The sequence below is a fragment of the Flavobacterium sp. XS2P24 genome (assembly GCF_030010285.1).
Classification (GTDB): Bacteria; Bacteroidota; Bacteroidia; order Flavobacteriales; family Flavobacteriaceae; genus Flavobacterium; species Flavobacterium algoritolerans.
Genome location: NZ_JASCRU010000004.1, coordinates 1 through 25,816 on the forward strand (window position 1 = coordinate 1; position 25,816 = coordinate 25,816).

General features: G+C 36.1%; 17 protein-coding genes and 1 tRNA gene. 13 read left to right on the forward strand and 5 right to left on the reverse strand.

Annotated elements, in window-relative coordinates; genetic code table 11:
- Positions 1–88 precede the first annotated feature (88 nt).
- A complete protein-coding gene (locus QLS31_RS04415; RefSeq protein WP_282742885.1) occupies positions 89–11,041 on the forward strand; it encodes a LamG-like jellyroll fold domain-containing protein in 10,953 nt (3,650 codons plus the stop codon).
- Positions 11,042–11,189: 148 nt separating this feature from the next.
- The gene (locus QLS31_RS04420; RefSeq protein WP_099713264.1) at positions 11,190–11,420 is read left to right on the forward strand and encodes a hypothetical protein; all 231 of its coding nucleotides are present in this window, start codon (positions 11,190–11,192) and stop codon (positions 11,418–11,420) included.
- Between the two features lie 87 nt (positions 11,421–11,507).
- Here QLS31_RS04420 and QLS31_RS04425 read toward each other — a convergent pair whose 3' ends face one another.
- Complete coding sequence (locus QLS31_RS04425; protein ID WP_282742886.1) at positions 11,508–11,960, reverse strand: DUF4442 domain-containing protein; 453 nt, start codon at positions 11,958–11,960, stop codon at positions 11,508–11,510.
- Positions 11,961–12,211: 251 nt separating this feature from the next.
- On the opposite strand from QLS31_RS04425, the gene QLS31_RS04430 reads away from it, so the two are divergent.
- The 5 genes from QLS31_RS04430 to QLS31_RS04450 all read left to right on the forward strand — a co-directional run bounded on the left by QLS31_RS04430 (position 12,212) and on the right by QLS31_RS04450 (position 16,577).
- Positions 12,212–12,667: a DUF4870 domain-containing protein gene (locus tag QLS31_RS04430; RefSeq protein WP_099713266.1), complete on the forward strand. Its 456-nt coding sequence runs from the start codon at positions 12,212–12,214 to the stop codon at positions 12,665–12,667.
- Between the two features lie 149 nt (positions 12,668–12,816).
- Positions 12,817–13,149 (forward strand): PadR family transcriptional regulator, encoded by a 333-nt coding sequence (locus QLS31_RS04435; protein WP_099713267.1) that lies wholly within the window; start codon positions 12,817–12,819, stop codon positions 13,147–13,149.
- A 2-nt stretch (positions 13,150–13,151) separates the two neighbouring features.
- On the forward strand, positions 13,152–14,912 hold the full coding sequence (locus QLS31_RS04440) for a PspC domain-containing protein (RefSeq protein ID WP_282742887.1): 1,761 nt from the start codon (positions 13,152–13,154) through the stop codon (positions 14,910–14,912).
- A gap of 4 nt (positions 14,913–14,916) precedes the next feature.
- Positions 14,917–15,660: a head GIN domain-containing protein gene (locus QLS31_RS04445; RefSeq protein ID WP_099713269.1), complete on the forward strand. Its 744-nt coding sequence runs from the start codon at positions 14,917–14,919 to the stop codon at positions 15,658–15,660.
- 83 nt (positions 15,661–15,743) lie between these two features.
- The gene (locus QLS31_RS04450) at positions 15,744–16,577 is read left to right on the forward strand and encodes a DUF2807 domain-containing protein (RefSeq protein WP_282742888.1); all 834 of its coding nucleotides are present in this window, start codon (positions 15,744–15,746) and stop codon (positions 16,575–16,577) included.
- 77 nt (positions 16,578–16,654) lie between these two features.
- Here QLS31_RS04450 and trxB read toward each other — a convergent pair whose 3' ends face one another.
- Together trxB and QLS31_RS04460 are read right to left on the reverse strand one after the other, a co-directional pair.
- A complete protein-coding gene (gene trxB, locus QLS31_RS04455; RefSeq protein ID WP_099713271.1) occupies positions 16,655–17,602 on the reverse strand; it encodes a thioredoxin-disulfide reductase in 948 nt (315 codons plus the stop codon).
- Between the two features lie 131 nt (positions 17,603–17,733).
- Positions 17,734–17,808: transfer RNA gene (locus tag QLS31_RS04460), tRNA-Pro, on the reverse strand.
- A 433-nt stretch (positions 17,809–18,241) separates the two neighbouring features.
- On the opposite strand from QLS31_RS04460, the gene QLS31_RS04465 reads away from it, so the two are divergent.
- From QLS31_RS04465 to QLS31_RS04490, 6 genes are all read left to right on the forward strand, one after another.
- Positions 18,242–19,009, forward strand: a complete 768-nt coding sequence (locus tag QLS31_RS04465; protein WP_114752940.1) for an AAA family ATPase — start codon at positions 18,242–18,244, stop codon at positions 19,007–19,009.
- Between the two features lie 4 nt (positions 19,010–19,013).
- Positions 19,014–19,913, forward strand: coding sequence for a ParB/RepB/Spo0J family partition protein (locus tag QLS31_RS04470; RefSeq protein ID WP_121341117.1), 900 nt, complete (start codon positions 19,014–19,016; stop codon positions 19,911–19,913).
- Positions 19,913–20,473 (forward strand): DUF5683 domain-containing protein, encoded by a 561-nt coding sequence (locus tag QLS31_RS04475; RefSeq protein WP_282742889.1) that lies wholly within the window; start codon positions 19,913–19,915, stop codon positions 20,471–20,473. Before QLS31_RS04470 ends, QLS31_RS04475 begins: the two co-directional genes overlap by 1 nt.
- A gap of 58 nt (positions 20,474–20,531) precedes the next feature.
- Positions 20,532–21,233: a 4-hydroxy-tetrahydrodipicolinate reductase gene (gene dapB, locus QLS31_RS04480; RefSeq protein WP_282742890.1), complete on the forward strand. Its 702-nt coding sequence runs from the start codon at positions 20,532–20,534 to the stop codon at positions 21,231–21,233.
- Positions 21,234–21,296: 63 nt separating this feature from the next.
- Positions 21,297–23,081, forward strand: coding sequence for a signal peptidase I (gene lepB, locus QLS31_RS04485; protein ID WP_282742891.1), 1,785 nt, complete (start codon positions 21,297–21,299; stop codon positions 23,079–23,081).
- Between the two features lie 89 nt (positions 23,082–23,170).
- A complete protein-coding gene (locus tag QLS31_RS04490) occupies positions 23,171–23,797 on the forward strand; it encodes a WbqC family protein (RefSeq protein WP_282742892.1) in 627 nt (208 codons plus the stop codon).
- Between the two features lie 16 nt (positions 23,798–23,813).
- Here QLS31_RS04490 and QLS31_RS04495 read toward each other — a convergent pair whose 3' ends face one another.
- Both QLS31_RS04495 and QLS31_RS04500 read right to left on the reverse strand, forming a co-directional pair.
- On the reverse strand, positions 23,814–24,860 hold the full coding sequence (locus tag QLS31_RS04495; protein ID WP_282742893.1) for an endonuclease/exonuclease/phosphatase family protein: 1,047 nt from the start codon (positions 24,858–24,860) through the stop codon (positions 23,814–23,816).
- Positions 24,861–24,905: 45 nt separating this feature from the next.
- A complete protein-coding gene (locus QLS31_RS04500; RefSeq protein ID WP_282742894.1) occupies positions 24,906–25,775 on the reverse strand; it encodes a rhomboid family intramembrane serine protease in 870 nt (289 codons plus the stop codon).
- Between the last annotated feature and the right edge of the window lie 41 nt (positions 25,776–25,816).

Sequence of the window (25,816 nt, forward strand, 5' to 3'; positions counted from 1 at the left end):
AGCAGGAACTATTACCGCAGGCGCTACAACACTAACGCCAACTTATACCCCAACTGCTGCCGATGCAGGAAATTCTGTTACTTTGACAATGACGGTAACCAGCAACAATGCCTGCGCGCCACAAACTCAAACGGCAACATACACAGTAATTGTAAATCCGTTACCAACTGCAACTGCCGGAGGATCACAAACTATTTGTTCGAATGCAACGGCAACCGTAAGTGGTGCTTCCGCAACAAACGGAACAATCCTATGGACTGAAAACGGAGCAGGAACTATTACCGCAGGCGTTACAACACTAACGCCAACTTATACCCCAACTGCTGCCGATGCAGGAAATTCTGTTACTTTGACAATGACGGTAACCAGTAATAATGCCTGCGCGCCACAAATTCAAACGGCAACATATACAGTAATTGTAAACCCGTTACCAACTGTATCAATTGCAGTAAATCCGGGAAATAACATTTGCGCAGGCACCTCAGTTACTTTTACAGCTACTCCAGTTAATGGTGGAGCTACTCCTTCTTATCAATGGAAGGTAAATGGTATAAACGTTGGAACCAATATTCCAACATTTACTTCCACATCTCTTATGAATACCGATAAAGTAACTGTTGTGTTAACTTCAAGTACTGCTTGCACTTCTCCAGTTACCAGTAATTTAATTACAATGACTGTAAATGATGTTGTTGTACCATCTGTTAGCATATCAGCTTCCGCTACAACAATTTGCCCAAGCAACTCAGTAACTTTTTCTGCTTTGGCAACAAATGGAGGTACGACTCCTTCTTATCAATGGATGATTAATGGTATTAATACTGGCACAAATAGTCCTAGTTTTTCTACTTCATTACTTGCTGATGATGATATAGTAACTGTTAGACTAACATCAAATGCCATTTGCGTATCGCCAATAACTGATATAAGCAACAGTATTCCAATTACAGTTAATCCCGCTACACCAGCAACTCCTGGAGTAATCTCAGGAACATCAACGGTGTGTCCTGGCATTTCAGGATTAACGTATAGCGTTGTTGCAGTGACCAACGCAACAAGTTATACTTGGTCAATTCCAACTGGATGGTCAATAACTGCAGGTGCAGGAACAAATTCTATTACTGTGACATCTGGAAGCGCAGGACAGAATGGAAACATAAGTGTTACCGCTGGAAATAGTTGCGGTACAAGTGCTTCTGCCTCCTTTCCAGTTACTGTAAGTCCAGCAACGCCAGCAACGCCAGGAGCAATAACGGGAACTGCTACACAATGTCCCGCATTAACAGGACAAATATATAGTATAACAGCAGTTCCTAATACTTCAACTTATACTTGGACAGTTCCAACAGGATGGTCAATTACAGCAGGTGCAGGGACAAATTCAATAACAGTAACATCTGGTAATACAGGTCAAAACGGAAACATTAGCGTCACTGCAACAAATAGTTGCGGAACAAGTTCAGCAAGAACTTTAGCTGTAACTGTAAGTCCGGCAACACCAGCAACACCAGGAGTAATAACTGGAACTGGAACACAATGTCCGGCCTTAACAGGGCAAACTTATAGTATTGCTGCTGTTGCAAATGCTACAACGTATAACTGGACAGTACCAACTGGATGGTCTATAACTGCAGGTACAGGAACTAATTCTATTACTGTAACATCAGGAAGTACAGGCCAAAATGGAACTATTAGTGTTACTGCAACAAATAGCTGTGGAACGAGTTCAGTTAGTTCTCTTGGAGTAACCGTAAGTCCGGCAACACCAGTAACACCAGGATTAATTGCTGGAACACCGACTGTATGTCCGGCAATTATTGGATTAACATATAGTATAACAGCAGTTCCTAATGCTACAAGTTATACTTGGACAGTTCCAACTGGATGGTCAATTACTGCAGGCACAGGAACAAATTCAATCACTGTAACATCCGGTAATACGGGCCAGAATGGAACTATCAGCGTTACTGCAACAAATAGCTGTGGAACAAGTTCAGCAAGAACTTTGGCTGTAACCGTAAGTCCAGCAACACCGGCAACACCAGGAGCAATATCAGGAACTGTTACACAATGTCCGGCATTAACAGGACAAACATATAGTATTGCTGCTGTTGCAAATGCTTCATCGTATACTTGGACAGTACCAACCGGATGGACAATAACCGGAGGTGCAGCAACAAATACTATTACTGTAACATCTGGTACTGCGGGTCAAAATGGAACTATTAGTGTCACAGCAACAAATAGCTGCGGAACGAGTACAGCTAATACTCTTGGAGTAACCGTAAGTCCGGCAACACCAGTAACACCAGGATTAATTGCTGGAACACCTACTGTATGTCCGGCAATTATTGGATTAACGTATAGTATAACAGCCGTTCCTAATGCGACGACTTATACTTGGACAGTTCCAACTGGATGGTCAATAACTGCAGGTGCTGGAACAAATTCTATTACTGTAACATCCGGTAGTACAGGCCAAAATGGAACTATTAGTGTTACTGCAACAAATAGCTGCGGAACGAGTTTAGCAAGAACTCTGGCTGTAACCGTAAGTCCAGCAGCACCAGCAATGCCCGGAGCAATAAGTGGTTCTATAGAACAATGTATAAGCAGAACAGGGCTTGTTTATAGTATATCCGCTGTTGCAAATGCTTCATCGTATACATGGACTTTACCGTCAGGTTGGAATATTACATCAGGTACAAATACAAATACAATTACTGTTTCAACATCAGGAACTGCAGTTGCTGGAAATATTACTGTAACTGCTAATAATTCATGCGGAACAAGTGGTGCTCAAACTTTTGCAGTTTCTGTAAATACCGCAATCCCGGCTACACCAGGACTTATTAATGGAGTAACCGTAATTTGTCCAACTAAAACACTAACATACTCAATAGCGGCTGTTTCAAATACCAGCAATTATATTTGGACTGTACCAACAAATTGGTCTATAACAAGCGGCCAAGGAACGACTTCAATAATAGTACAAGTACCAAATAATGCATCAAGCGGTTTTGTCTCAGTAATTGCTACCAATGTTTGTGGAAATAGCCCTCCAAGTACATTGCAAGTCGATGTCAATAGTAATGGAGGAGTATCTGCAGGAGCTGATAGAACTGTTTGTTCAGGAACACCTTCAATAACTTTAGAGGGTGTAATTAGTGGTGTAATTAATAATCAAAATGAATGGGATTGGGTAGTTACTACCGGTACTATTAATTCGCCTAATTCATTGTCAAGTATTTATACTCTTCCTCCAGGTTTCACTTCTGGAAACATTACAATAAGAATTGTTAGTAATCAAACAACTGTTGATTGCCCGGTAGTATCAGATGAAATGATTATCACAGTTCTTCCTGCTCCTACAGCAAACATTAGTGTAACTGGAGCAAATCCAATTTGTAATGGATCTACCTCTACTATAACATTCACTGCAACTCCTAATACAACTCTAACTTATACCGTTTCGGGTGTTGCCGGTTCATCAACAATAAATATTGGAGCAAGTGGAACAGCTACATTGACAACAGCGGCATTGACTTCAAACACAATCTATACATTAACAAGTGTTTCCTATTCTTCAACTACAACATGTATCCAAACTGTTTCAGGAACTGCAACTGTCACTGTAAATACAGCTCCAACCGTAAATGCTGGTGGGACTAATGTGGTTTGTCAATCACCTTCTCCTTCATCCATTACATTATCCGGAGCAACCCTTGGCGGAGGAGCCACAACTGGAGCATGGTCTATAACCTCAGGTGGCGGATTATTAAGTAGTACAGCACAAACCGCAACTCCCACAACCGTTACCTATACTCCTGCTGCAAATTTCAGCGGAACAGTTATCTTAACTCTTACCACAAATGCACCAACAGCATGTTCTCCAGTAAGCGCAACAAGAACTATTACCGTGAATGCAACTCCAACGGTAAATGCTGGAGGAGCTGATATTGTTTGTCAATCAGCTACACCATCAGCCATTACATTAACTGGAGCAACTATTGGTGGCGGAGCTACAACCGGGGCATGGTCTATTACTTCAGGAGGTGGATCATTAAGTAGTACCCTCCAAACCGCAACTCCTGCAACAGTTACCTATACACCTGCCGCGAATTTCAGTGGGATTGTAACATTGACCCTTACCACAAATGCACCAACTGCATGTTCTCCAGTAAGTACAACTAGAACTATAACTATAAATGCTGCGCCAACGGTAAATGCTGGAGGCTCTGATATTGTTTGTCAATCTTCAACACCATCTGCAATTACATTAACTGGTGCAACTGTTGGCGGAGGTGCCACAACTGGAGCATGGTCTATTACTTCTGGTGGAGGAACTTTAAGCAGTACCCTTCAAACTGCGACTCCTGCAACAGTTACCTATACTCCTGCAGCAAATTTTAGCGGAACCGTTACCTTGACTCTTACCACAAATGCACTTACTGCATGTTCTGCTATAAGTACAACTAGAACTATAACTGTCAATGCTACGCCAACTGTGAACGCTGGAGGTCCTAATACTGTTTGCCAATCGGGAACACCATCAGCAATTACACTAATTGGTGCAACCGTTGGTGGTGGAGCTACAACCGGAGCATGGTCTATCACTTCGGGAGGTGGATTATTAAGTAGTACAGCCCAAACTGCGACTCCTGCGACTGTTACTTACACTCCTGCTGCAAATTTCAGCGGTACAGTCACGTTGACTCTTACTACAAATGCTCCAACTGGGTGTTCTGTAATAAGTGCAACCAGAATCATCACTATAAATACCGCTCCGACGGTAAATGCTGGAAGTCCTGATATTGTTTGTCAATCTCCAACACCGTCTGCGATTACATTATCGGGTGCAAGTATTGGTGGCGGAGCTACAACCGGAGCATGGTCTATTACTTCAGGAGGTGGGTCATTGAGCGATACAGCCCAAACTACTACTCCTGCGACTGTTACTTATACTCCCGCGGCAAATTTCAGTGGAACTGTCACTCTTACTCTTACTACAAATGCTTTAAGTGGCTGTTCAGCCATAAATGCTGTAAAAACCATTACTGTAAATGCTGCTCCAACTGTAAATGCTGGAGGAACTGTAACTGTTTGTCAATCAACAATACCGTCTGCAATTACACTTTCTGGTGCAAGTATCGGTGGTGGAGCTACAACCGGAGCATGGTCAATCACTTCCGGAGGAGGGACTTTAAGCAGTACAGCTCAAACGGCAAATCCTGTGGCAATTACTTATACTCCTGCTGCTAATTTCAGTGGAACTGTTACACTGACTCTTACCACAAATGCATTAAACTCCTGTACAACCGTAAGTGCTACTAGAACGATTACTGTGAATGAAGCTTCAACCGTAAATGCTGGAATAAATCAAACTATCTGCTCAAATACTACAGCTACAATGGCGGGTTCATTTGGAGGTGGTGCTTCTTCTGCTACTTGGAGTACAAGCGGAACTGGTACATTTAATAACAATACACCAACTGCAATTTATAGCCCAAGTGCAACTGATATTAATTCAGGCACAGTTACTTTAACGTATTCTACTAATGACCCGGCTGGTCCATGTACAGCAATAACCGCAAATATCATTTTAACTATTAAAAAAGTAGTTGCAATTACAAATCAACCTTCGAATACAAGTATATGTGCCAGTTTTCCTGCAAGTCTAAGTGTAGTTGCCATTGGTGATGGCTTAACGTATCAATGGTATAAAGGCGCTGCTCCTACTGGTACAGCAATAGTTAATTCAGCTAATATCTCGGGTGCGCAATCTGCTAATCTTAATTTCAACCAAGCAAGTTTGAGTGATGATGGTAGTTATTATGTAGTAATTAGCGGAGCATCACCTTGTGCTGCAGTTACTTCTGCACAAAGAACATTGAATGTAGATCAAGCGATTATAGTATCTTCTCAACCAGTTTCACAATCACTATGCAATGGTTCTAATGTTACATTTACCGTAGTTGCTGATGCAAACGGAGATCCTTTATCGTATCAATGGAGAAAAAATGGTTCAAATATTATTGGACAAACAGCTTCAACTTTAACAATCAATTCTATTGCATCAGGAGATGCTGCAAACTACGATGTAGTAATTTCAGGGCCAGTTGGTTATACATGCTCCTCTGTACAATCAGCAATAGCAACATTAATGGTAACACAAATTCCGACAGTATCAATTAGTTATACAGGAAATCCATTTTGTAAAAATAATACCGTTGCTCAACCTGTAACAAGAACAGGAACAAATGCCTTCACTGGGGGCACTTACTCCTACTCAGTTGTTTCTGGGGGACCAACATTAAGTTTAGATACCTCAACTGGAGCAATAACTCCTAGTACAAGTAGCGCAGGTACTTATACTATAACATACACAACCCCCGTTACTGGAATTTGTGCGCCTGTAACGGCGACTACAACAGTTACGATTACTCCAATTCCAACAGCATCTATCAGCTATACAGGAACTCCTTTTTGCAATTCGATAAATAGCGCACAAGCAGTAAATTTAACGGGAACAAATGCCTATACCGGAGGAACCTATTCTGCTCCAAGTGGACTAACAATTAATGCGACTACAGGAGCAATAACACCTAGTACTAGTACTCCAGGCACTTATACTGTAACCTATCGAATTCCAGCTTCTGGAGGTTGCGCTATCATAGCAGTTACAACATCGGTTACTATTAATCCGCTTCCTGTTGCTACTTTCAATTATGGTTCTGCAACTTTTTGCAAGAGTGCTACGAATCCATTGTTAACTTATACTGGAGGTGGAGTTGCAGGAGTATTTAGCGCGACACCTGCAGGATTGTCTATTAATTCCTCAACAGGAGCAATCAATTTGGCGGCAAGTACCGCAGGGACATATACAGTTACCAATACCATTGCAGCATCTGGTGGTTGTGTAGCGGTAACACATTCTCAAGTAATAACAATTCATCCGGTAACGATTGGTGGTTCAATAACGGGTTATTTTAGTGCTACTCCCACAATAATAAGTAATTTAATTACTGCCTGCCACTTAGGTAGTGGTACACTTACTTTAAGTGGTTTTGTTGGGAATATAGTACGATGGGAATACACTACTAATGGAGGCGTAACATGGGTGCCTATTGCAAACATAAGCGCTACAAATAATTTTACGAATATCAGCCAAACAACATTGTACAGAGCAGTACTTGATAGTGGAGCTTGTGGCCTGGCATATTCAGCTATAGCATATGTAAATGTCATTCCGCCAAATATCAAACCAGATCCTGTATCGGCATCACCTTCAACTTTATGCTTGGGAAGTTCTTCTTTATTTACATCCCAAAGTAGTTATGGTACAGGCCAATTTTTGCAAGGCGGAGATTTTCAAACAGGGCAATTGAATACGCAAGATCCTAGAGGCTGGTTAGTAGATGATTCTCCTGGAGGTTATACTGCATCTGCCAATAATACAAGTTCTAACCATTGGGCAGGTACAAATCCACATCCTTTTCCAGGCGGAATAATTTATGATTCTGGTGATCCAAAATTCGCAATTGCGAATGGTCCGTTAACAACAACCTTACAAACACCTATTTTTAATTCATTAGGCTTAACAACCTTTTCATTTGGATTTGACCAAGCCTATAAATTATTGGCTGGAGACCGCATACTCATTGAACTATCACTGAACGGTGGTGCAAGTTACACTGTTACATTACAAGATATTACCGGACCGGCTCAATCAGCCCTCTTTAATACCTTTGCGAATGACAATACTTCTTTTGATTTACAAAATTATATAGGTCAAACACAATTGAGAGTAAAATTCACTTTTATAGGGGCCAATACAAATAGTGCTTGGGCTTTAGATAATTTTAAATTTCCGGATGCACCTCCAAATCAAACAATTGAATGGACTGATGAAGACGGAAATATAATTTCAACAATTAATACGGCGAATATAACACCTGTTTCACCGGGAGTTCAAGTTTATGGTGTCACAACTTTAATTAATGGATGTAGAAGTACTGGAATAGACGGAACTGAATTTGTAACCGTTAATGTAAACTTTGCTTATGCTGGGAAAGATCTTGCAATTCCAGCTACAGATTGTGGAAATAATACGGTCACTCTTAATGCTTATGACAATAGACTTACCGCTGCACAAAATATAGCAAAAGGAGCTTGGGACAATAATTATGTAACCGATACTGCTATAGGTACTGGTGCCACTGGAAAATGGACCATTAAATCCAGTACAGCAATAAGCCCTTGTAATATAGCAACCTTTTTTCCAAATGATACCGATCCTAATGCTACGTTTACCGGTGATGCTGGAACTTATGTATTAACTTGGACAGCGGCTGGGTGTTCAGATGATGTTACTGTTATTTTAACTGATTGTTCTACAATCAATTTCGATGGTACAAATGACAATATAACCTTCAAAGATAATTATGATTTTACCGCTCCATTTAGTATCGAAGTTTGGGTAAAACCCAATTCAGTAACTGGAACACAAACCATCTTTTCTAAACGCGATTCTAATAATCTGGCTACAGGTTATGATTTGAAATTGATAGGAGACAAAATTTCATTTAATTGGAATGGAACAGGAACAGTTGCCTCTAATTATGGCATTAGTACAAGCAGATGGTATCATATTGCAGTTACTTTGAGTGGTACAACGTATCGATTATATATTGATGGTGTTGAAGTGAAAAATGCATCAGGATCATTACCAACAACTAATGACTTTGATTGTATTTTAGGAGCGATGAATAAATCTGGAAGTCAACCTATAAGCTATTTTAATGGATGGATGGATGAACTCCGAATTTGGAATAAAGCATTAACTCCAGAACAATTGCATCAAATTATGAATCAGGAAATTTCAAGCAACGGAACTGCCGTTACTGGAGTAATCGTTCCTGTAGATGTAAACGGATTGTCATGGACAAACGATTTATTGGGCTATTACCAAATGAGTTCCATCAGTTGTGGTTATCTCAATCCAACAAAAGGAACTGCCATAGGTAAGTTAAGAAATATTACTAGCATACAAGAACAAACTGCTCCAATACCATATACTTCAAGAGTTAATGGTCAAGATTGGGGTACGGATACTACTTGGACACATTTTAATGTTTGGGATGCACCAAATAGCTTAGGAGTTGATAATAGTACCCCAATTGATTGGAATATTGTACAAATATCACATAACATTAATTCTGGAAATAAAGACATTACAGTATTAGGTTTACTTTCAACTGCCGGAAAATTAACAATGGCTGATCCTGTTGTAACTAATCCAATTGAAAATAATGACGGTCAAGGCTTATGGATTACCCTATATTTATTATTGAATGGAAATGTTGATCTCGTAGGCCAATCACAACTGGTACAAAAGAGATATACAGCAACCCAATACGATGACAGTATATTAGATGAAGTCAGTTCTGGATATATTGAACGAGACCAACAAGGCCAACGAAACAGTTACAATTATAATTATTGGTCATCACCGGTAAGTATTCAAGGAGGTTTAAATAATTCGTCATATACAATTGCAAATATTTTAAAAGATGGAACGAATTCTTTAATTCCGAATAGTATCAATTTTGATGACGGTGCATTTTTTGCAGATGTAGTTTCAAGTCCTATAAAAATTAGTAACCGCTGGTTATGGTCTTACAATTCACAAACACTAAATTCGAATACCGATTTAAATGATTATCATCAATGGAAATATGTTGGCAGTACCGGTCTGATAAAAGCTGGAGAAGCGTATACTATGAAAGGAACCGGTGGTATTGCTCCAATCACAGCACTACAAAACTATGTATTTGTAGGAAAACCTAATTCAGGGACTATTACATTATCTTTACCTTATGACCAAACGTACTTAGTAGGAAATCCTTACCCATCAGCGCTTGATGCCGACGAATTCATAAGAGACAACTTAGCTGCTAGAAATGCACTAGGCAAAAATGTTTTTAATGGCGCACTTTATTTTTGGGATCATTTTGGCCTTTCAAACAATCACTATTTAGCTGAATATGAAGGTGGTTATGCTACCTATACCTTAATGGGAGGAGTTGCCGGTATTGCTGACAGTTCTTTGACTGGAACTGGAGCTGGTACAAAAGTACCGGAACGATACATCCCCGTAGCACAAGGATTTTTTGTTGATGCCTATTTAGACTCTGACCTATCAGGAACGATGATTCCAACAACAGTTGATGGTGGCAATTTGATTTTTAAAAATAGTCAACGAGTATTTGTCAAAGAAAGTGCAGGAAACTCGCTCTTTATGAAAACGATTGGAACAACAAAATCAAGTGCAAAAGATTCAGATGCAGAAACCGAAACGAGATCAAAAATCAGACTCGGTTTTGACTCTTCAATTGGTGCGCACCGACAACTATTACTTGGAGCCGATAGTAACACAACCGCAATGTTCGACATCGGTTATGATGCTCCAATGTTTGATTTGAGTGTAAATGATATGTTTTGGGAAATTAATAATATTGAATATGTGATTCAAGCCGTTACTGATTTTAATGAAAATCAAGTAATCCCTTTAGGACTTACTATAGGAACCGAAGGCAAAATCAAAATAAAAATTGATGCTCTTGAAAACATATCTGGTACAACTCAAATTTACATCCATGATAACATAACGGGTATTTATCATGACATTCGTACTAGTGATTTTACCATTTCATTAGCCGTTGGCGACTACAGAAACCGTTTCTCACTTCGATTTACAAACAAAACACTTGATGTTGATGAGAATAATTTAAATGACGGACTTATAGTTTTATATTCCAATAATTATAAAGTCTTAATTATTCAAAATAAAGCTCTTGATTCAAACGTGAACGAGGTGCGTCTCTTCAATATATTAGGACAAGCTGTAGCAAATTGGGATGTGAAAAATGAAAATCAAACCAAAATTCAAATTCCAATCAAAAATTTAAGTTCAGGTATATACATCGTAAAACTGAAAACTTCAAAAGGAGATTACAGTAAAAAAATCATAATCAAATAAAATGTATGTTTCCAGTACTAGAATACTATTCAATTAAGTAAATATTAATCTGAATTTTAATAAATTGATTAAAATTATTATTTATATTTGAATTATAATTTTGGATTTAGATCCAAATAAAAAATGAAAACCATTTAAATTTATACAAATGAAAAAGATAATAGCATGTATAGCAATCGCATTTCTAACTGTGAATCTTAGTGCGCAAGAAAGTAAAACCGCTACAAAAGAAAAAGCAAAAAAAGAATCTTGTTGTGCTAAAAAAGATTCTAAATCAAAAGCGATGAGTGCTGATGAAATAGAAAAATGCCAAGCAAAATGTAAGGCTGAAGGAAAAAAGTGTGATGCATCAGCAAAAGCAAGTGGCAAAAAATGCTAGTCTAAACAATATAAATTTTAATTTCCTATAAAAAACGCCTCTAAATTTAAAGGCGTTTTTTCTATTTTTAGAAACAACTACGTGCTTTTATTTGGCTCTTACACTCCATTCAAAATCCATTTCAGACACTTGAACTCCTTTTTCATCTGTTCCAACAGACTTCATCCAGAAGGTTTGTCCTTCTCCGATTGCAATTGTTTTTTCAATTGCTTCTTCAATTAAATGACCATCGGTACAGGTAAAAGTGATTCTACCAGTTGCCTTTTTGGTAAAATTTCCTTTATTGTTTGCAACAAGCATTGATATTTTTCTGCCGCTTTTTTGGATTTGAAACATCACCAAAGCTCCTGTAGAAAGCTCAGCAGCCATTGCTTGCACTGCAAAATACATGGAATTAAACGGATTTTGATTAATCCAACGATGTTTTACTGATACCACACATTTGTTTTCATCAATCTCTTTTACACGTACACCACAGATAAATGCCGACGGTAATTTAAATAAGAGAAATTTATTAAGTTTTGACGCTGTAAGTTTCATATGTAGCTACTATTTGTTTTTTCATCGGAATATGGTATCGCCATTCTTCTTTCATTTTTTCTGTCCCGAAGCTTCGGGATTGAATCATGGCGAGTTCATTATCACTAGGTTTTTTGCTAAAATACAAAAAAATACTATGCGTACATATTAAATTAATTTGTTAATTTTATGTTAATATTTTGTACTATGCGAAACAAGATACTGTCTTTTAGACATATATTTGCATAAGAAATTACTATATACTTTTAATCATGGAAACAACAACCGAAAAAAACACCGCAACATTTACTCATTTGAGTGCATTGACTCAATATTTTATTCCTTTTGGAAATTATATTTTTCCAATAATACTTTGGACTTCAAAAAAGGAAAGTTCAGAATTTGTGGATCACCACGGAAAACAAGTACTTAATTTTCAGTTAAGTTTATTATTGTATTCTTTAGTGTTGATACTAATTGCAGTTCCAACATTTTTAATTACACTGTTTAAAAATGTTCCTTTCGAAGCTGTAGTAAATGATCACGATTTTGTTTTTAGAAATTTTAACTTTGAAGGAAACATCGGAATGTTAACAGTAGGTTTAGTTGCTGTTTTAATTTTTGGACTTTTAAAAGTGGCTGAGTTCTTTTTAATCATTTATGCTTCCATCAAAACATCAAATGGTGAAAAATACAAATATCCAATAACGATTCCGTTTATTAAGTAGGAGAAATAAAATGGATTAAAAGCGAACAAACGTAATAAATAAAGCGAACCAAACAGCAAGAAACAATTGCTTCGTTCCTCGCAAAAACAAATCAATCATCAATCAAAAAATGAACCGTTTAATCAACACAAAATCAAAAAAAAGAAATTATGAACATTGAAAACACAAAAGCCCAGATGCGTAAAGGTGTTCTCGAGTTTTGCATCTTATCCGTATTAAAAGAAAAAGATGCATACACATCGGAAATATTGGACACATTAAAAAACGCAAAATTATTAGTTGTAGAGGGAACTATTTACCCGCTGCTAACCCGATTGAAAAATGATGGATTACTCAACTATCGTTGGGAAGAATCCACATCAGGACCACCAAGAAAATATTATGGTCTAACAGAAATAGGACAAACATTTTTAAAAGAACTTAGTGGCACATGGACTGAATTATCCGATGCCGTAAACCTTATAACCAACCAAAAACAATAGTCATGAACAAAACTGTAAATATAAATCTAGGCGGAATGTTCTTTCATATAGATGAAGATGCATACCAAAAATTAACTCGATATTTTGATGCCATAAAACGTTCTTTATCTAATTCATCTGGACATGATGAAATCATAAAAGATATCGAAATGCGTGTTTCAGAATTATTGAATGAGAAACAAATAAGCGACAAACATGTTGTGGGTTTAAAAGATGTAGATGAGGTTATTGCCGTAATGGGACAACCGGAAGATTACATTATTGAAGACGAGTTGAAAGGTTCTCAAACTTTTAGTGACAGTTCAAACAGAAGAACAAAAAAATTATACCGTGATAAAGAAAAAGGTATGATTGGCGGTGTTGCAGCTGGATTGGGTCATTATTTTGGAATTGATGCAGTATGGATCAGAATCGTTTTAATCCTATTAGTTTTTGCTGGATTTGGAACTGGAATTTTGGCTTATATTATTCTTTGGATTGTAACTCCTGAAGCCGTAACCACATCAGAAAAACTGGAAATGACTGGAGAACCGGTAAATATTTCGAATATCGAAAAAAAAGTACGTGAAGAGTTTGAAAGCGTTTCTGGTAAAATAAAAAATGTAGATTACGACAAATATGGCAATCAAATAAAAACGGGTGCCGGGAAAATAGGAAGCTCTTTTGGTGATTTTATCATGACAGTTTTCAAGATTTTCGCAAAGTTTTTGGGTGTAATTTTAATCATCACAGGAATTGCAACATTAGTTTCATTACTAATTGCTGTTTTCACTTTAGGTTCTTCAGATTTTATTGATGTGCCATGGCAGAGTTTCATTGAAGCAGGAAATTTCACGGATTACCCAATATGGTCTTTTGGATTGTTAATGTTCTTTGCAGTTGGAATTCCGTTCTTTTTCTTGACACTTTTAGGTTTCAAATTATTGTCACCAAGCATGAAATCAATTGGAAATATTGCTAAATACACATTATTGGCACTTTGGATTATTGCCATAGCGATATTAATTTCAATAGGAATAAAACAAGCGTCAGAAGTGGCTTACGAAGGGAAAACAGTTCAGAAAGAAACGATTAATGTATTGCCAAATGACACTTTGTTTGTAAAATTCAGATACAATGAGTATTACACTAAAGACATTGATGACAGAGAAAGCTTCAAGTTTGTTCAGGATTCAGCTAACACTCAATTGATTTATTCCAATAATGTAAGTTTAGAAATTTTACGTACAGACGAGAAATTACCTTTCATTCAAATTGAAAAAATAGCAAGAGGTAAATCATTTCAAGATGCAAAACAAAGAGCTGAAAAAATAAAATACGCTATCAAAATTGAAGGAAATCAGTTGATTCTAGATAATTATTTATTGACAGAAGTAGCTAATAAATTCCGTGACCAGGAAGTGGAAATATTTTTATACGTACCAGAAGGAATTCTATTGAAACCAGATACTTCAGTACAAAATTTCGACAGATCTGACGATTCATTCTTCAACTTACACTACAGTTCAGACAATTACATTTACAAAGTAGAAAATTCTCAAATAAAATGTTTAAATTGTCCTGCTGATGAAAATGAATATAATGATATTGATGTAAATGAAAATGGTGATAATGTAGAAGTAAACATTACTGGAAAAGTAACAGAAAATGACAGTATTACAACTACTACTGTAAAAGTAAACGGAGAAACGGTTACAGTAAATGAAGCTGGAACCAAAAAAGGCTTATCAGTAAGCAAAAACGGTGTAATCATTAAAAATTAAAGCTATGTTAAAAATCATCACATTAATTACAAAATTTATTCTGGTTGCCTTAACTGCATTACTATTCGCATCGTGTAACCATTCCATTAATTTAAATTCAATTGAAGGAAGCGGAAATGTCACCACCGAAAGAAGAAATGTGGAAGGTGATTTCAAAAGCATAGAAGTCAGTAATGCCATCGATCTTGTCATTGAACAATCAGACGTTACTGAAATAGTAGTTGAGGCTGATGATAATTTGCAGAAGCACATCTTTACCAAAGTTGAAAATGGCACACTCGTTATTTATTGCGATAAAAATTCTTTCATCAATACGAAATCTAAAAAAGTAACTGTAAAAATGCCTGTTATAGAACAATTAGAAGCCAATAGCAGTGCCTCAATCACAAGCACAAACACTATAAAAGGAGAAAATATAACACTAAACACATCTAGTGCCGGAACTATTGACCTGAATATAGAAGCAGATGATATTACTTGTGATTCAAGCAGTGGAAGCAGCATCACCATTAATGGAATGGGATTAAAAATGAAAGCAAATGCATCAAGTGGAAGCGGAATTGACGCCAAAAACTTATTAGCAAATGAAGTTAATGCTGAAGCTTCCAGTGGAGCTACCATCAACATTCATCCAATTGTCAGTTTAGACGCCGAAGCCTCAAGCGGAGGAAGTATAAGCTATAATAAAGTTCCGAAATCAATTCGAAAAGAAACCAATTCCGGAGGAAGTGTTCATCAAGAACAATAAAATCATTTTACTAAAAATCAAAAAATCATCCATCACAAGTGGATGATTTTTTTATATTTGTGTAGACTCTAATCCAAATGACTATGAAAAAACATACTGCTATACTCCTGTTCCTTTTATCGACTACATTGTTATTTGCACAGAAAAAAGAAAAAATAAAAGGCTCGAAAACAGTAACTGTGGAACAAAGAAAAGTTGGGAATTTTGAGTCGCTTACTGTTGAAGACAATCTCGAAGTATACTTGGAAAGAGGCGAGCGAACAGAACTAAAAATTGAAGCCGACGAAAACTTACACGATATTATTTCTTTGGATTTAAGTGATAATCTATTGCGCATTTATACCACAAAACAAGCCACCAATTATAAGAAACTGATTGTTAGAGTAACCTACACCAATGATTTGAATATGGTTACGTCAAAAAATGAAACGACTGTAAATGCAATTCAGGAAATTTTAGTGAATGACCTCACACTTAAAGCACACGATGCATCCAAACTATTTTTGAATGTGAATGCCAAAAACTTCGTATTACAATCTGATGATAAATCAAAAACAGAACTCAATTTAAAATCAGAAAATACTACGATCGAATTAAGTAAAAACGCCTCTCTAAAAGCCTTAGTCACCACTACTGATTTAAAAGTGGATATGTATCAAAAATCAGATGCTACTATCGAAGGAGACGCAGCGAATGCCATCATTCGGTTGGATAATAACTCGAGCTTGACAGGAAATAAATTAACTGTAAAAAATGTTGACGTAACGACAGAAAGCTATTCCAATTGTAGTGTTAATGCGGTAACAACCGTTATTATAGACGCTGCAAATAAATCAGAAATCCAACTTGTTGGTGCTCCAAAAATCGAAATCAGAAAATTTGCTGATGAGTCTAAATTGATAAAAAAGTTGAAATAGAAATCCTCTAACCAACAAAAAATCCCACTTGCTAAGGCAAATGGGACTTTTTTTATACTGAAATTTTATTACTGGTATTATTCTTTAGAAGCCAAATATCTTTCGGCATCAAGAGCGGCCATACAACCAGTTCCAGCTGCAGTTATCGCTTGACGATACACATGATCCGCAGCATCACCCGCTACAAAAACGCCTTCGACATTTGTTTTTGAAGTTCCAGGAGTATTGATAATATATCCCGTTTCGTCTAATGTGATATAATCTTTGAAAATATCAGTATTTGGTTTGTGACCAATAGCTACGAAGAAACCAGTTGCAGGAATATCAAAAACTTCATTTGTTGTTTTATTCAAAGCCTTCACCCCAGTAACAACTTGCTCATCTCCTAATACTTCAACAGTATCGTGATTCATTAATATGGTAATGTTCTCGGTTTTGCGAACGCGTTCTTCCATGATTTTAGAAGCTCTGAATTTTTCGCTACGCACTAACATGGTTACTTTTTTACAAAGTTTTGATAAATAGTGTGCTTCTTCACAAGCTGAATCTCCTGCTCCTACAATTACTACTTCTTGATTTCTATAGAAAAAACCGTCACAAACAGCACAAGCCGAAACTCCGCCACCCATTTTTAAATAGTGTTGTTCTGATGGCATCCCTAAATATTTAGCTGATGCTCCAGTAGAAATAATTACTGTTTCGCAATGCAATTCTATGGTATCATTGATCCAAACTTTATGAACATCTCCTGAGAAATCAACTTTAGTTGCCCAACCATCACGTACATCAGTACCAAAACGTTGTGCTTGTGCTTGCAATCCTACCATCATTTCGGGACCTGTAATTCCTTCAGGATTACCAGGCCAATTTTCTACTTCATTAGTAGTTGTCAGTTGACCACCAGGTTGCATTCCTTGGTATAAAACAGGGTTCATATTTGCTCTGGCGGCATATATTGCTGCAGTATAACCTGCTGGACCAGAACCTATAATAAGACATTTAATTTTTTCGATTGTATCAGACATAGTAAGGTATATTATAATTTTTTAACAGCACAAAAATAAGTCATAATTACTGTATTATAGAACCTGAATAATCAGTTTTTGTTATTATACAATAAAAAAATCCCTCCTGTAGAGACAGAAAGGATTTTTAGTCGGGGTGGCAGGATTCGAACCTGCGGCCTCCTGCTCCCAAAGCAGGCGCGATAACCGAGCTACGCTACACCCCGAAAGCGGGTGCAAATATAGTACTATTTTTGGCTTATGCAAAACTATTTCAGAAATAAGGACTAAATTTATTTGGTTCGAAAATTAGTCTAAAAATCTAAAATAAATTTGTATTTCCACAGCATCATTCATCCACAACTGCCCCAGCCCAGATGGTAGTTAAAAGCTTCTACGAGCTGCTCTTGATTTTTTCTTGGCAGAAAAGAGCGACCAAAGGAAGCTCCTTTTATGACTTTAGAAAAAACCGGGAGAAGCTCAAGTCCCGAACTATCGGGATTGAAGCGCACAGCTGGAATAGCTCCTGTAAAATGAAATCTGTTTTGAAAATGGGAATTGTCAAATAGCGACTAATCAAGCTTTAACAAATGTTAACAAAATAGATTTTTAGAAACCATAAATAATTGTATTTTTACGGTTCAAAATTTAGAAAAATAAATGGGCAAAATCATCGCGATTGCTAATCAAAAAGGAGGAGTTGGAAAGACGACAACGTCAGTTAATCTTGCTGCTTCACTGGGTGTTTTAGAAAAAAAAGTGTTACTTATTGATGCTGATCCACAGGCAAATGCCTCTTCAGGATTAGGAATTGATGTTGAATCTGTTGAGATAGGTACGTATCAAATTCTGGAACATAGTCATACGCCAAAAGAGGCCATCATACAATGTTCTGCTCCAAATGTGGACGTAATCCCATCACATATTGACCTTGTTGCTATTGAAATCGAATTAGTCGATAAAGAAAACAGGGAATATATGCTTAAAAAAGCATTGGAAAGCATAAAGGACGAGTACGATTATATCATCATTGATTGCGCGCCATCTCTTGGATTGCTTACGTTGAATGCTTTGACTGCTGCTGATTCTGTGATTATTCCTATTCAATGTGAGTATTTTGCACTGGAAGGTTTAGGAAAATTATTGAATACGATAAAAAGCATCCAAAAAATTCACAATCCGGATTTAGACATCGAAGGGTTATTATTGACCATGTTTGACTCGAGATTGCGTTTATCAAACCAAGTGGTTGAAGAGGTTCAAAAACATTTCAACGACATGGTTTTTGATACCATTATTCAAAGAAATGTAAAACTGAGCGAAGCGCCAAGCTTTGGAGAAAGTATAATAAACTACGATGCAACAAGCAAAGGAGCTACCAATTACTTACATCTTGCTCAAGAAGTTATAAAGAAAAACAGTAAATAGTTTTATGGCAAAAGCAATAAAAAAACAAGCCTTAGGAAGAGGATTATCTGCGTTATTGAAAGATCCGGAAAACGATATAAAATCCGTTGACGATAAAAATGCCGATAAAGTTGTAGGAAATATTATTGAGCTTGAAATTGAAGCAATTGAAATAAATCCGTTTCAGCCCAGAAGTAATTTCAATGAGGAATCATTGAGAGAATTAGCGACTTCTATTAAAGAATTAGGTGTTATTCAACCTATTACCGTACGTAAATTAGACTTCAATAAATATCAGTTGATTTCGGGTGAGCGTCGTCTTCGTGCGTCGACTCTTGTGGGATTAAAAACAGTTCCTGCTTACATTCGTATTGCAAATGACAACGAATCATTGGTTATGGCATTGGTGGAAAACATCCAGCGTCATGATTTAGATCCAATTGAGATTGCACTTTCGTACCAACGTTTGATTGACGAAATTCAATTGACTCAGGAACAAATGAGTGAGCGTGTAGGAAAAAAACGTTCTACTATCGCTAATTATTTGAGACTTTTAAAACTGGATCCGATTATCCAAACCGGAATTCGTGATGGTTTTATCAGTATGGGTCATGGTCGTGCAATAATCAATATTGAAGACCAAGACATTCAAGCCGATATTTATCAAAAAATCGTGAGCCAAAATTTATCGGTTCGTGATACGGAAACTTTGGTAAAAAACTATCAGGAAAGTTTAAAACCAAAACCTGCCGGTAAACCAAAAGCAGCCTCATTTGAAATTGCAGACGCCCATAAAAGCGCTTTTACAAATTATTTTGGAACCAAAGTCGATGTGAAAGTAGCCGGAAACGGCAAAGGAAAAATCACTATTCCATTTCATTCTGAAGAGGACTTCAACAGAATCATTAAACTAATAAACGAGTAGTGCATAAAATCATTTTCATAGGTCTATTCCTTTTTATTACAGGAAACACTACTGTTTTTGCCCAAACGAAAACAGAAGCGGTGCTTGTCGCAAAAGATACTTTGAAATCAAATGACATTGATCCGTTGACTCCTGCAAAAGCAGCTTTCTTTTCAGCAATTTTACCGGGTTTAGGTCAGGTTTACAATAAAAAATACTGGAAAATACCACTCGTTTACGGAGCACTGGGAACCAGCGTTTACTTCTATATTGACAACAACAGGAAATACCATCAATACAGAGATGCTTACAAAAGTAGATTAGAAGGATACACTACCGATGATTTGGCTTTCTTAGATAACAATCGATTGATTGCCGGACAAAAATTTTATCAACGAAATCGAGATTTATCAGCTTTGGTAACTTTGGCATTCTATGCATTAAACATCATAGATGCTAATGTCGATGCCGCTTTAATACAATTCAATGTGGATGAAAACTTATCAGTAAGACCAGTTCTTTATCCAAATGATGTAACATTAAAGACTAATGTAGGACTAACATTTAATTATAATTTTTAGATCGAAAACAGATTGCTCGATTCATCTTTAAATTTTAATTTATAAATATAAAAAACAAATGAAAATTGCGCTTTTAGGATACGGAAAAATGGGTCAGGTAATTGAAAGAATTGCACTGGAAAGAGGACATGAAATCGTTTTGAAAAAAGATGAAAACAATACTTTTGATGGTCTTTCAAATGCTGATGTGGCTATTGATTTCAGTGTTCCAACAGCAGCAGTCAGTAATATCTCCAGTTGCTTCCATGCTAATGTCCCTGTAATTTCAGGAACAACAGGCTGGTTAGAACATTATGATGAAATGGCGGCACTTTGCACAGCAAAAAACGGTGGTTTTATCTCCAGTTCTAACTTTAGTTTAGGTGTAAATATTTTCTTTGAACTCAATGAATATTTGGCAAAAATCATGTCAAAGTTTGACAGTTACTCGGTTGACATGGAAGAAATTCATCATACCCAGAAACTAGATGCGCCAAGTGGCACAGCTATTTCATTAGCCAAAGGAGTAATTGAAAACAGTTCGTACACCAACTGGACATTGGAAAAACCAGAAACCAATCAAATTCATATCGAAGCAAAAAGAATAGGAACTGTTCCGGGAACACACACGGTGACTTACAATTCTGTTGTTGATGCTATCGAAATAAAACACACAGCACACAATCGTGAAGGTTTTGCTCTAGGTGCTGTAATTGCTGCCGAATGGATTGTAGGGAAACAAGGAATTTTCACAATGAAGGATGTTTTAAATTTAAAATAAATGTTATCCAGTTTATGATTACTCTTTTGAAAATCATAAGCTCTAAACCTTAAACAAAAAATTATGTCAGTATATCAATGGTTTATATTTTTTCTACTTGTACAAATAGTTCATTTTTTGGGAACCTGGAAATTATATGAAAGTGCAGGAAGGAAACGTTGGGAAGCAGCTATTCCAGTATATAATGCTATTGTCTTGATGAAAATAATAGGACGACCTACCTGGTGGACTATTTTACTTTTCATTCCAATTATCAATTTGATTATGTTTCCTGTAATCTGGGTAGAAACATTGAGAAGTTTTGGAAAGCGATCTGGATTAGATACTTTTTTAGGAATTGTAACTCTTGGTTTTTATATCTATTATGTCAATTATACTCAAAAATTAAATTACATAGCTGACAGAAGTTTAAGTCCCGAAAACAAAGCTGCTGATACCGTTAGCTCATTGCTTTTTGCAGTTATAGTAGCTACTTTGGTCCACACCTATTTAATTCAACCGTACACGATTCCTACCTCTTCATTGGAAAAATCCTTATTGGTAGGTGACTTTTTATTTGTGAGTAAAATGAATTATGGAGCAAGAATCCCAATGACAACTGTAGCGTTGCCAATGGTTCACGATTCGATACCTTTACTTCAAAAAAAATCATACTTAACTTGGCCACAATTACCTTATTTAAGATTGCCGGGAATTCAAAACATAAACAGAACGGACATCGTTGTATTTAACTGGCCGGTTGATACCGTTCATTACTTTTTTGAACCAAAAGGAATCCCTGGTGTAATTAAACCGGTCGATAAAGAATCAAATTATGTCAAACGTTGTGTTGGCGTTCCTGGGGATAATCTATATATTAAAAATGGCATCGTTTATATTGATGGAAAAGAATTGAAATTGTCTGAAAGAGCCAAACCTCAATTTTCATATACTGCTAAGATTCGTGCTTCAGAAAAAATCGATTATCAATCTTTATTTTCAGAATTAAACGATTATAATAGGGATTCGGGAGGCTTTACGGATAAAGAAAGCTTGTACTTTCCTGCACTTACAGATGAGATGGCTTTAAAATTAAAAAATATTTCAGGAGTTTATGATGTACAGAAAATCGTTGATTCAATAAATACTCGTTTCACTTATGAATTTACATACAGTAATAAAATTGAAGATGAAGGTTTTCTAAATATGATTTCCAGACTTAAAGAATCGAAACAGTTTTATATAAGGGAAATGGCTGGAAATAAAATTCTTATTGCAAATCTGACTAAAGATATTGTTGAAATACTAAAAAAACAAAAATCTGTTACTAATATTAAGGAGACCTATGATATTTTCCCTCACAGTGGTGATAATCAAAAGAATTGGACAAGAGACAATTTTGGTCCAATTTATATTCCCGAAGAGGGAAAAACAGTTGCGTTAAACTTGAAATCACTTCCTTTTTACGAAAGAATTATTAAAACATATGAAAAAGACGACAATGGTAATGCTAATAATCTTACAGTAACTGGAAACGAAATAAGACTAAACGGAAAAGTAGTTAAAGATTACACTTTCAAACAAGATTACTATTGGATGATGGGTGACAACCGTCACAACTCCGAAGACAGCCGCTATTGGGGATTTGTTCCAGCTGACCATATTGTAGGGAAACCTATATTTATCTGGATGAGCATCAAAGGAATCAATGATGGAATTAAAAACTGGAGTATTCGTTGGGACAGGGTTTTTACAACTGTTAGCGGTGAAGGTCAACCTCAATCTTATTTTAAATATTTCCTAATTGCTTTAGCCGCATTTTTTATTGGAGATTATTTTTGGAAGAAAAGAAAAGAGGCGAAAAATTAGTCAAAAGTTTCAAGGTCAAAAGTCATAAAGTTGCTATTTAATCCAGCTTTATGACTTTCGACTTTATGACTTTAAAAACTTTAGACAATATGAACATTCTCATCCATCCTACCTATTTTCCATCGATTAGCCATTTTGCAGCGATGGTACAATCGGAAAATATTACCTTTGAAGTAGAAGATAATTTTCAGAAACAAACCAATCGCAACCGCGCTTATATTTATAGTCCAAACGGAATTCAGCTATTGAATATCCCTGTAAAACATTCGAAAGAAAGCCATCAAAAAACAAAAGACATCAAAATTGAAACGGATTTTGACTGGCAAAAACAACATTTCAAATCATTAGAAGCTGGATACCGAAGTTCTCCTTTTTTTGAATTTTTCGAAGATGATATCAGACCCATTTTCGAGAAAAAACACACCTTTTTATTGGATCTAAATTTTGAGGTTTTTGACATTCTATCAAAATGTTTCCGTCTGAAACTGGATTACACGACCACAACCGAATACTTTCACGAAGTGAATACAAATACAATTACAGATTTCAGGGGTTTAGTAAACGGAAAAAAAGACCTTTCTGTATTCGAAAGTTACACGCAGGTTTTTGATGATAAACATGGTTTTATCAACAATCTTAGCGTTCTGGATTTGCTGTTTAATGAAGGGAAATATGCCATGGATTATTTAAAAAAACAAGAACTGATTCTAAAATAAAATTCCAAATTAGATTTTATTCCAAAGACAATCTTGCCATAATAGGAAAATGATCTGAGTTAATAAATTTTGGAAAATTCTCAAATTTCTTTACTTTCATTTTTTCGTCAGCAAAAATATAATCAATTCTGGCGGGATAATACCTGAATTTATAGGTCTCTCCAAAACCTTTTCCTACTTCTTCAAAGCTATCTTTCAATTTCCCTTTAATGCTTCGGTACACATAAGAAAAAGCGCTATTATTCATATCTCCGCAAATGATAATTGGATACGTACATTTCATTTTATGCTCCTTAAAAATCTCCGCTTGCTGTTGTTGTTGCTTGAATGCTTTACTGATTCTAATAAATAACATTTGTGATTTCTGCTGATTAATCGCATCTATATTTTCATCAATTTCATTGACATCGGGAGAAATTTTGATGGACTGTATGTGCATATTGTAAACCCTGATGATGTCTTTTCCTTTTTTTACATCCGCAAAAACTACGTTGTTACTGGAATTTGGAAAAACAATATTTCCTTGGTCAATAATCGGGAATTTAGAAAAAATCGCCTGGCCGGTTTTAATTTGGTTTCCATCAGTGAAAATATATCGGTGCGGATACACTTTCAAATCTATGTTAGCAGAAGATGAGTATTCCTGGAGACACAATATATCTGGGTTTTTATCATTAATAAAGGTCAGAATATCCGAAGGAACATCGTCTCTGTCAATCCATTTAAAAACATTAAACAGACGAACATTATAACTCATTACGGTAAAATCTTTTTCTTCTATTGGAAACTCAGGAGAAGAGAATTTATAAAATTTATTTATAAAAGTAATCCCTATCAATAAAACCAAACCCGAAACTATCAATTGCTTTTTGAATTGCAAGGCCCAATACACAAAAAACAAGCCATTCAAGATAAAAAAAAGCGGCATAAAAAGTGTCAAAACGGACAGAAGAGGGAAAGATTTTGGCGCCAAAAAGGGCAAAACATAGGCTATAAAAGTCACAATAGTAAGGACTATATTCAAAAAAAACATTCCTTTATTAAACCATGAAAGATTTTTCATTTTCTATATTTTTTATTAAGACAATAGCTAAAATCTCTTTGATACTTATTTCCCAACTTTGAATAAGAATTCTTTTTCTTCTTTTGTCAAGCTATCATAACCTGACTGACTGATTTTATCTAAAATTTCATCTATCTGCTGCTGCGATTTATCTTTAGTAACTATTTTTGAAACGCTTTTTTCCAAAGGCTTACTGTAATTTTTATGCACTTTCTTGAATGGTGTTGATGTATTTTTTTTGAACAAATTTGCAAAAAAATCTATAATACGAGTAACAACAGTACTTAAATCGGTTCCATTTTGAAGCAATTTAATAAAAATAAAACCAAAAAAAGCTCCAGAAAGATGAGAAATATGTCCACCCATATTTTCTGAACGCAATTGCATTAAATCAACAATAACAATTACGGCGGTTATATGCCACAACTTGACATTCCCAATGATCAATAAACGAAGATCCATCAAAGGATGATACGTAGTTGTAGCAACCAAAATAGCCATAATAGCGGCAGAGGCACCTACAATTGGAGCATTAATATTTAAGACATAGAATACCAGAATATAACTAATTCCAGCAAAAATGGCACTCAACACATACAAACCCAGCAATTGCTTAGACGTAAAATACGTCATAAATAGTCTGCCTGCAAAGTTCAAAACAATCATATTAAAAATAATATGCATGATTCCACTGTGAAAAAAAGCATACGAAAGCAACGACCAAGGTTTCCAAAGCAAATGTGCCGGATTAGAAGATAAACTCACATAATGAATATAATCAATATTGATACCCAACAAAGATAAAAGTGCAAAAAGCAACCACGGAAGAACAAACAAAGCGGCATTCCAAAAAATTAGCCTGGTGACTATTCCCCCTATCTTGTATTGTAATTTCAGGTCGTCAATGATATTCATAATTTAATTGGGATTTAAGATCTGATGTTTAGGTCGTACTA

Coding starts and splice junctions, on each gene's coding strand:
- QLS31_RS04430 (WP_099713266.1), top strand. CDS start 12,212: ATGGAAACAACAACCGAAAAAAACACCGCAACATTTACTCATTTGAGT.
- QLS31_RS04415 (WP_282742885.1), top strand. CDS start 89: ATGACGGTAACCAGCAACAATGCCTGCGCGCCACAAACTCAAACGGCA.
- QLS31_RS04465 (WP_114752940.1), top strand. CDS start 18,242: ATGGGCAAAATCATCGCGATTGCTAATCAAAAAGGAGGAGTTGGAAAG.
- QLS31_RS04435 (WP_099713267.1), top strand. CDS start 12,817: ATGAACATTGAAAACACAAAAGCCCAGATGCGTAAAGGTGTTCTCGAG.
- lepB (WP_282742891.1), top strand. CDS start 21,297: ATGTCAGTATATCAATGGTTTATATTTTTTCTACTTGTACAAATAGTT.
- QLS31_RS04490 (WP_282742892.1), top strand. CDS start 23,171: ATGAACATTCTCATCCATCCTACCTATTTTCCATCGATTAGCCATTTT.
- QLS31_RS04495 (WP_282742893.1), bottom strand. CDS start 24,860: ATGAAAAATCTTTCATGGTTTAATAAAGGAATGTTTTTTTTGAATATA.
- dapB (WP_282742890.1), top strand. CDS start 20,532: ATGAAAATTGCGCTTTTAGGATACGGAAAAATGGGTCAGGTAATTGAA.
- QLS31_RS04500 (WP_282742894.1), bottom strand. CDS start 25,775: ATGAATATCATTGACGACCTGAAATTACAATACAAGATAGGGGGAATA.
- trxB (WP_099713271.1), bottom strand. CDS start 17,602: ATGTCTGATACAATCGAAAAAATTAAATGTCTTATTATAGGTTCTGGT.
- QLS31_RS04450 (WP_282742888.1), top strand. CDS start 15,744: ATGAAAAAACATACTGCTATACTCCTGTTCCTTTTATCGACTACATTG.
- QLS31_RS04425 (WP_282742886.1), bottom strand. CDS start 11,960: ATGAAACTTACAGCGTCAAAACTTAATAAATTTCTCTTATTTAAATTA.
- QLS31_RS04440 (WP_282742887.1), top strand. CDS start 13,152: ATGAACAAAACTGTAAATATAAATCTAGGCGGAATGTTCTTTCATATA.
- QLS31_RS04445 (WP_099713269.1), top strand. CDS start 14,917: ATGTTAAAAATCATCACATTAATTACAAAATTTATTCTGGTTGCCTTA.
- QLS31_RS04420 (WP_099713264.1), top strand. CDS start 11,190: ATGAAAAAGATAATAGCATGTATAGCAATCGCATTTCTAACTGTGAAT.
- QLS31_RS04470 (WP_121341117.1), top strand. CDS start 19,014: ATGGCAAAAGCAATAAAAAAACAAGCCTTAGGAAGAGGATTATCTGCG.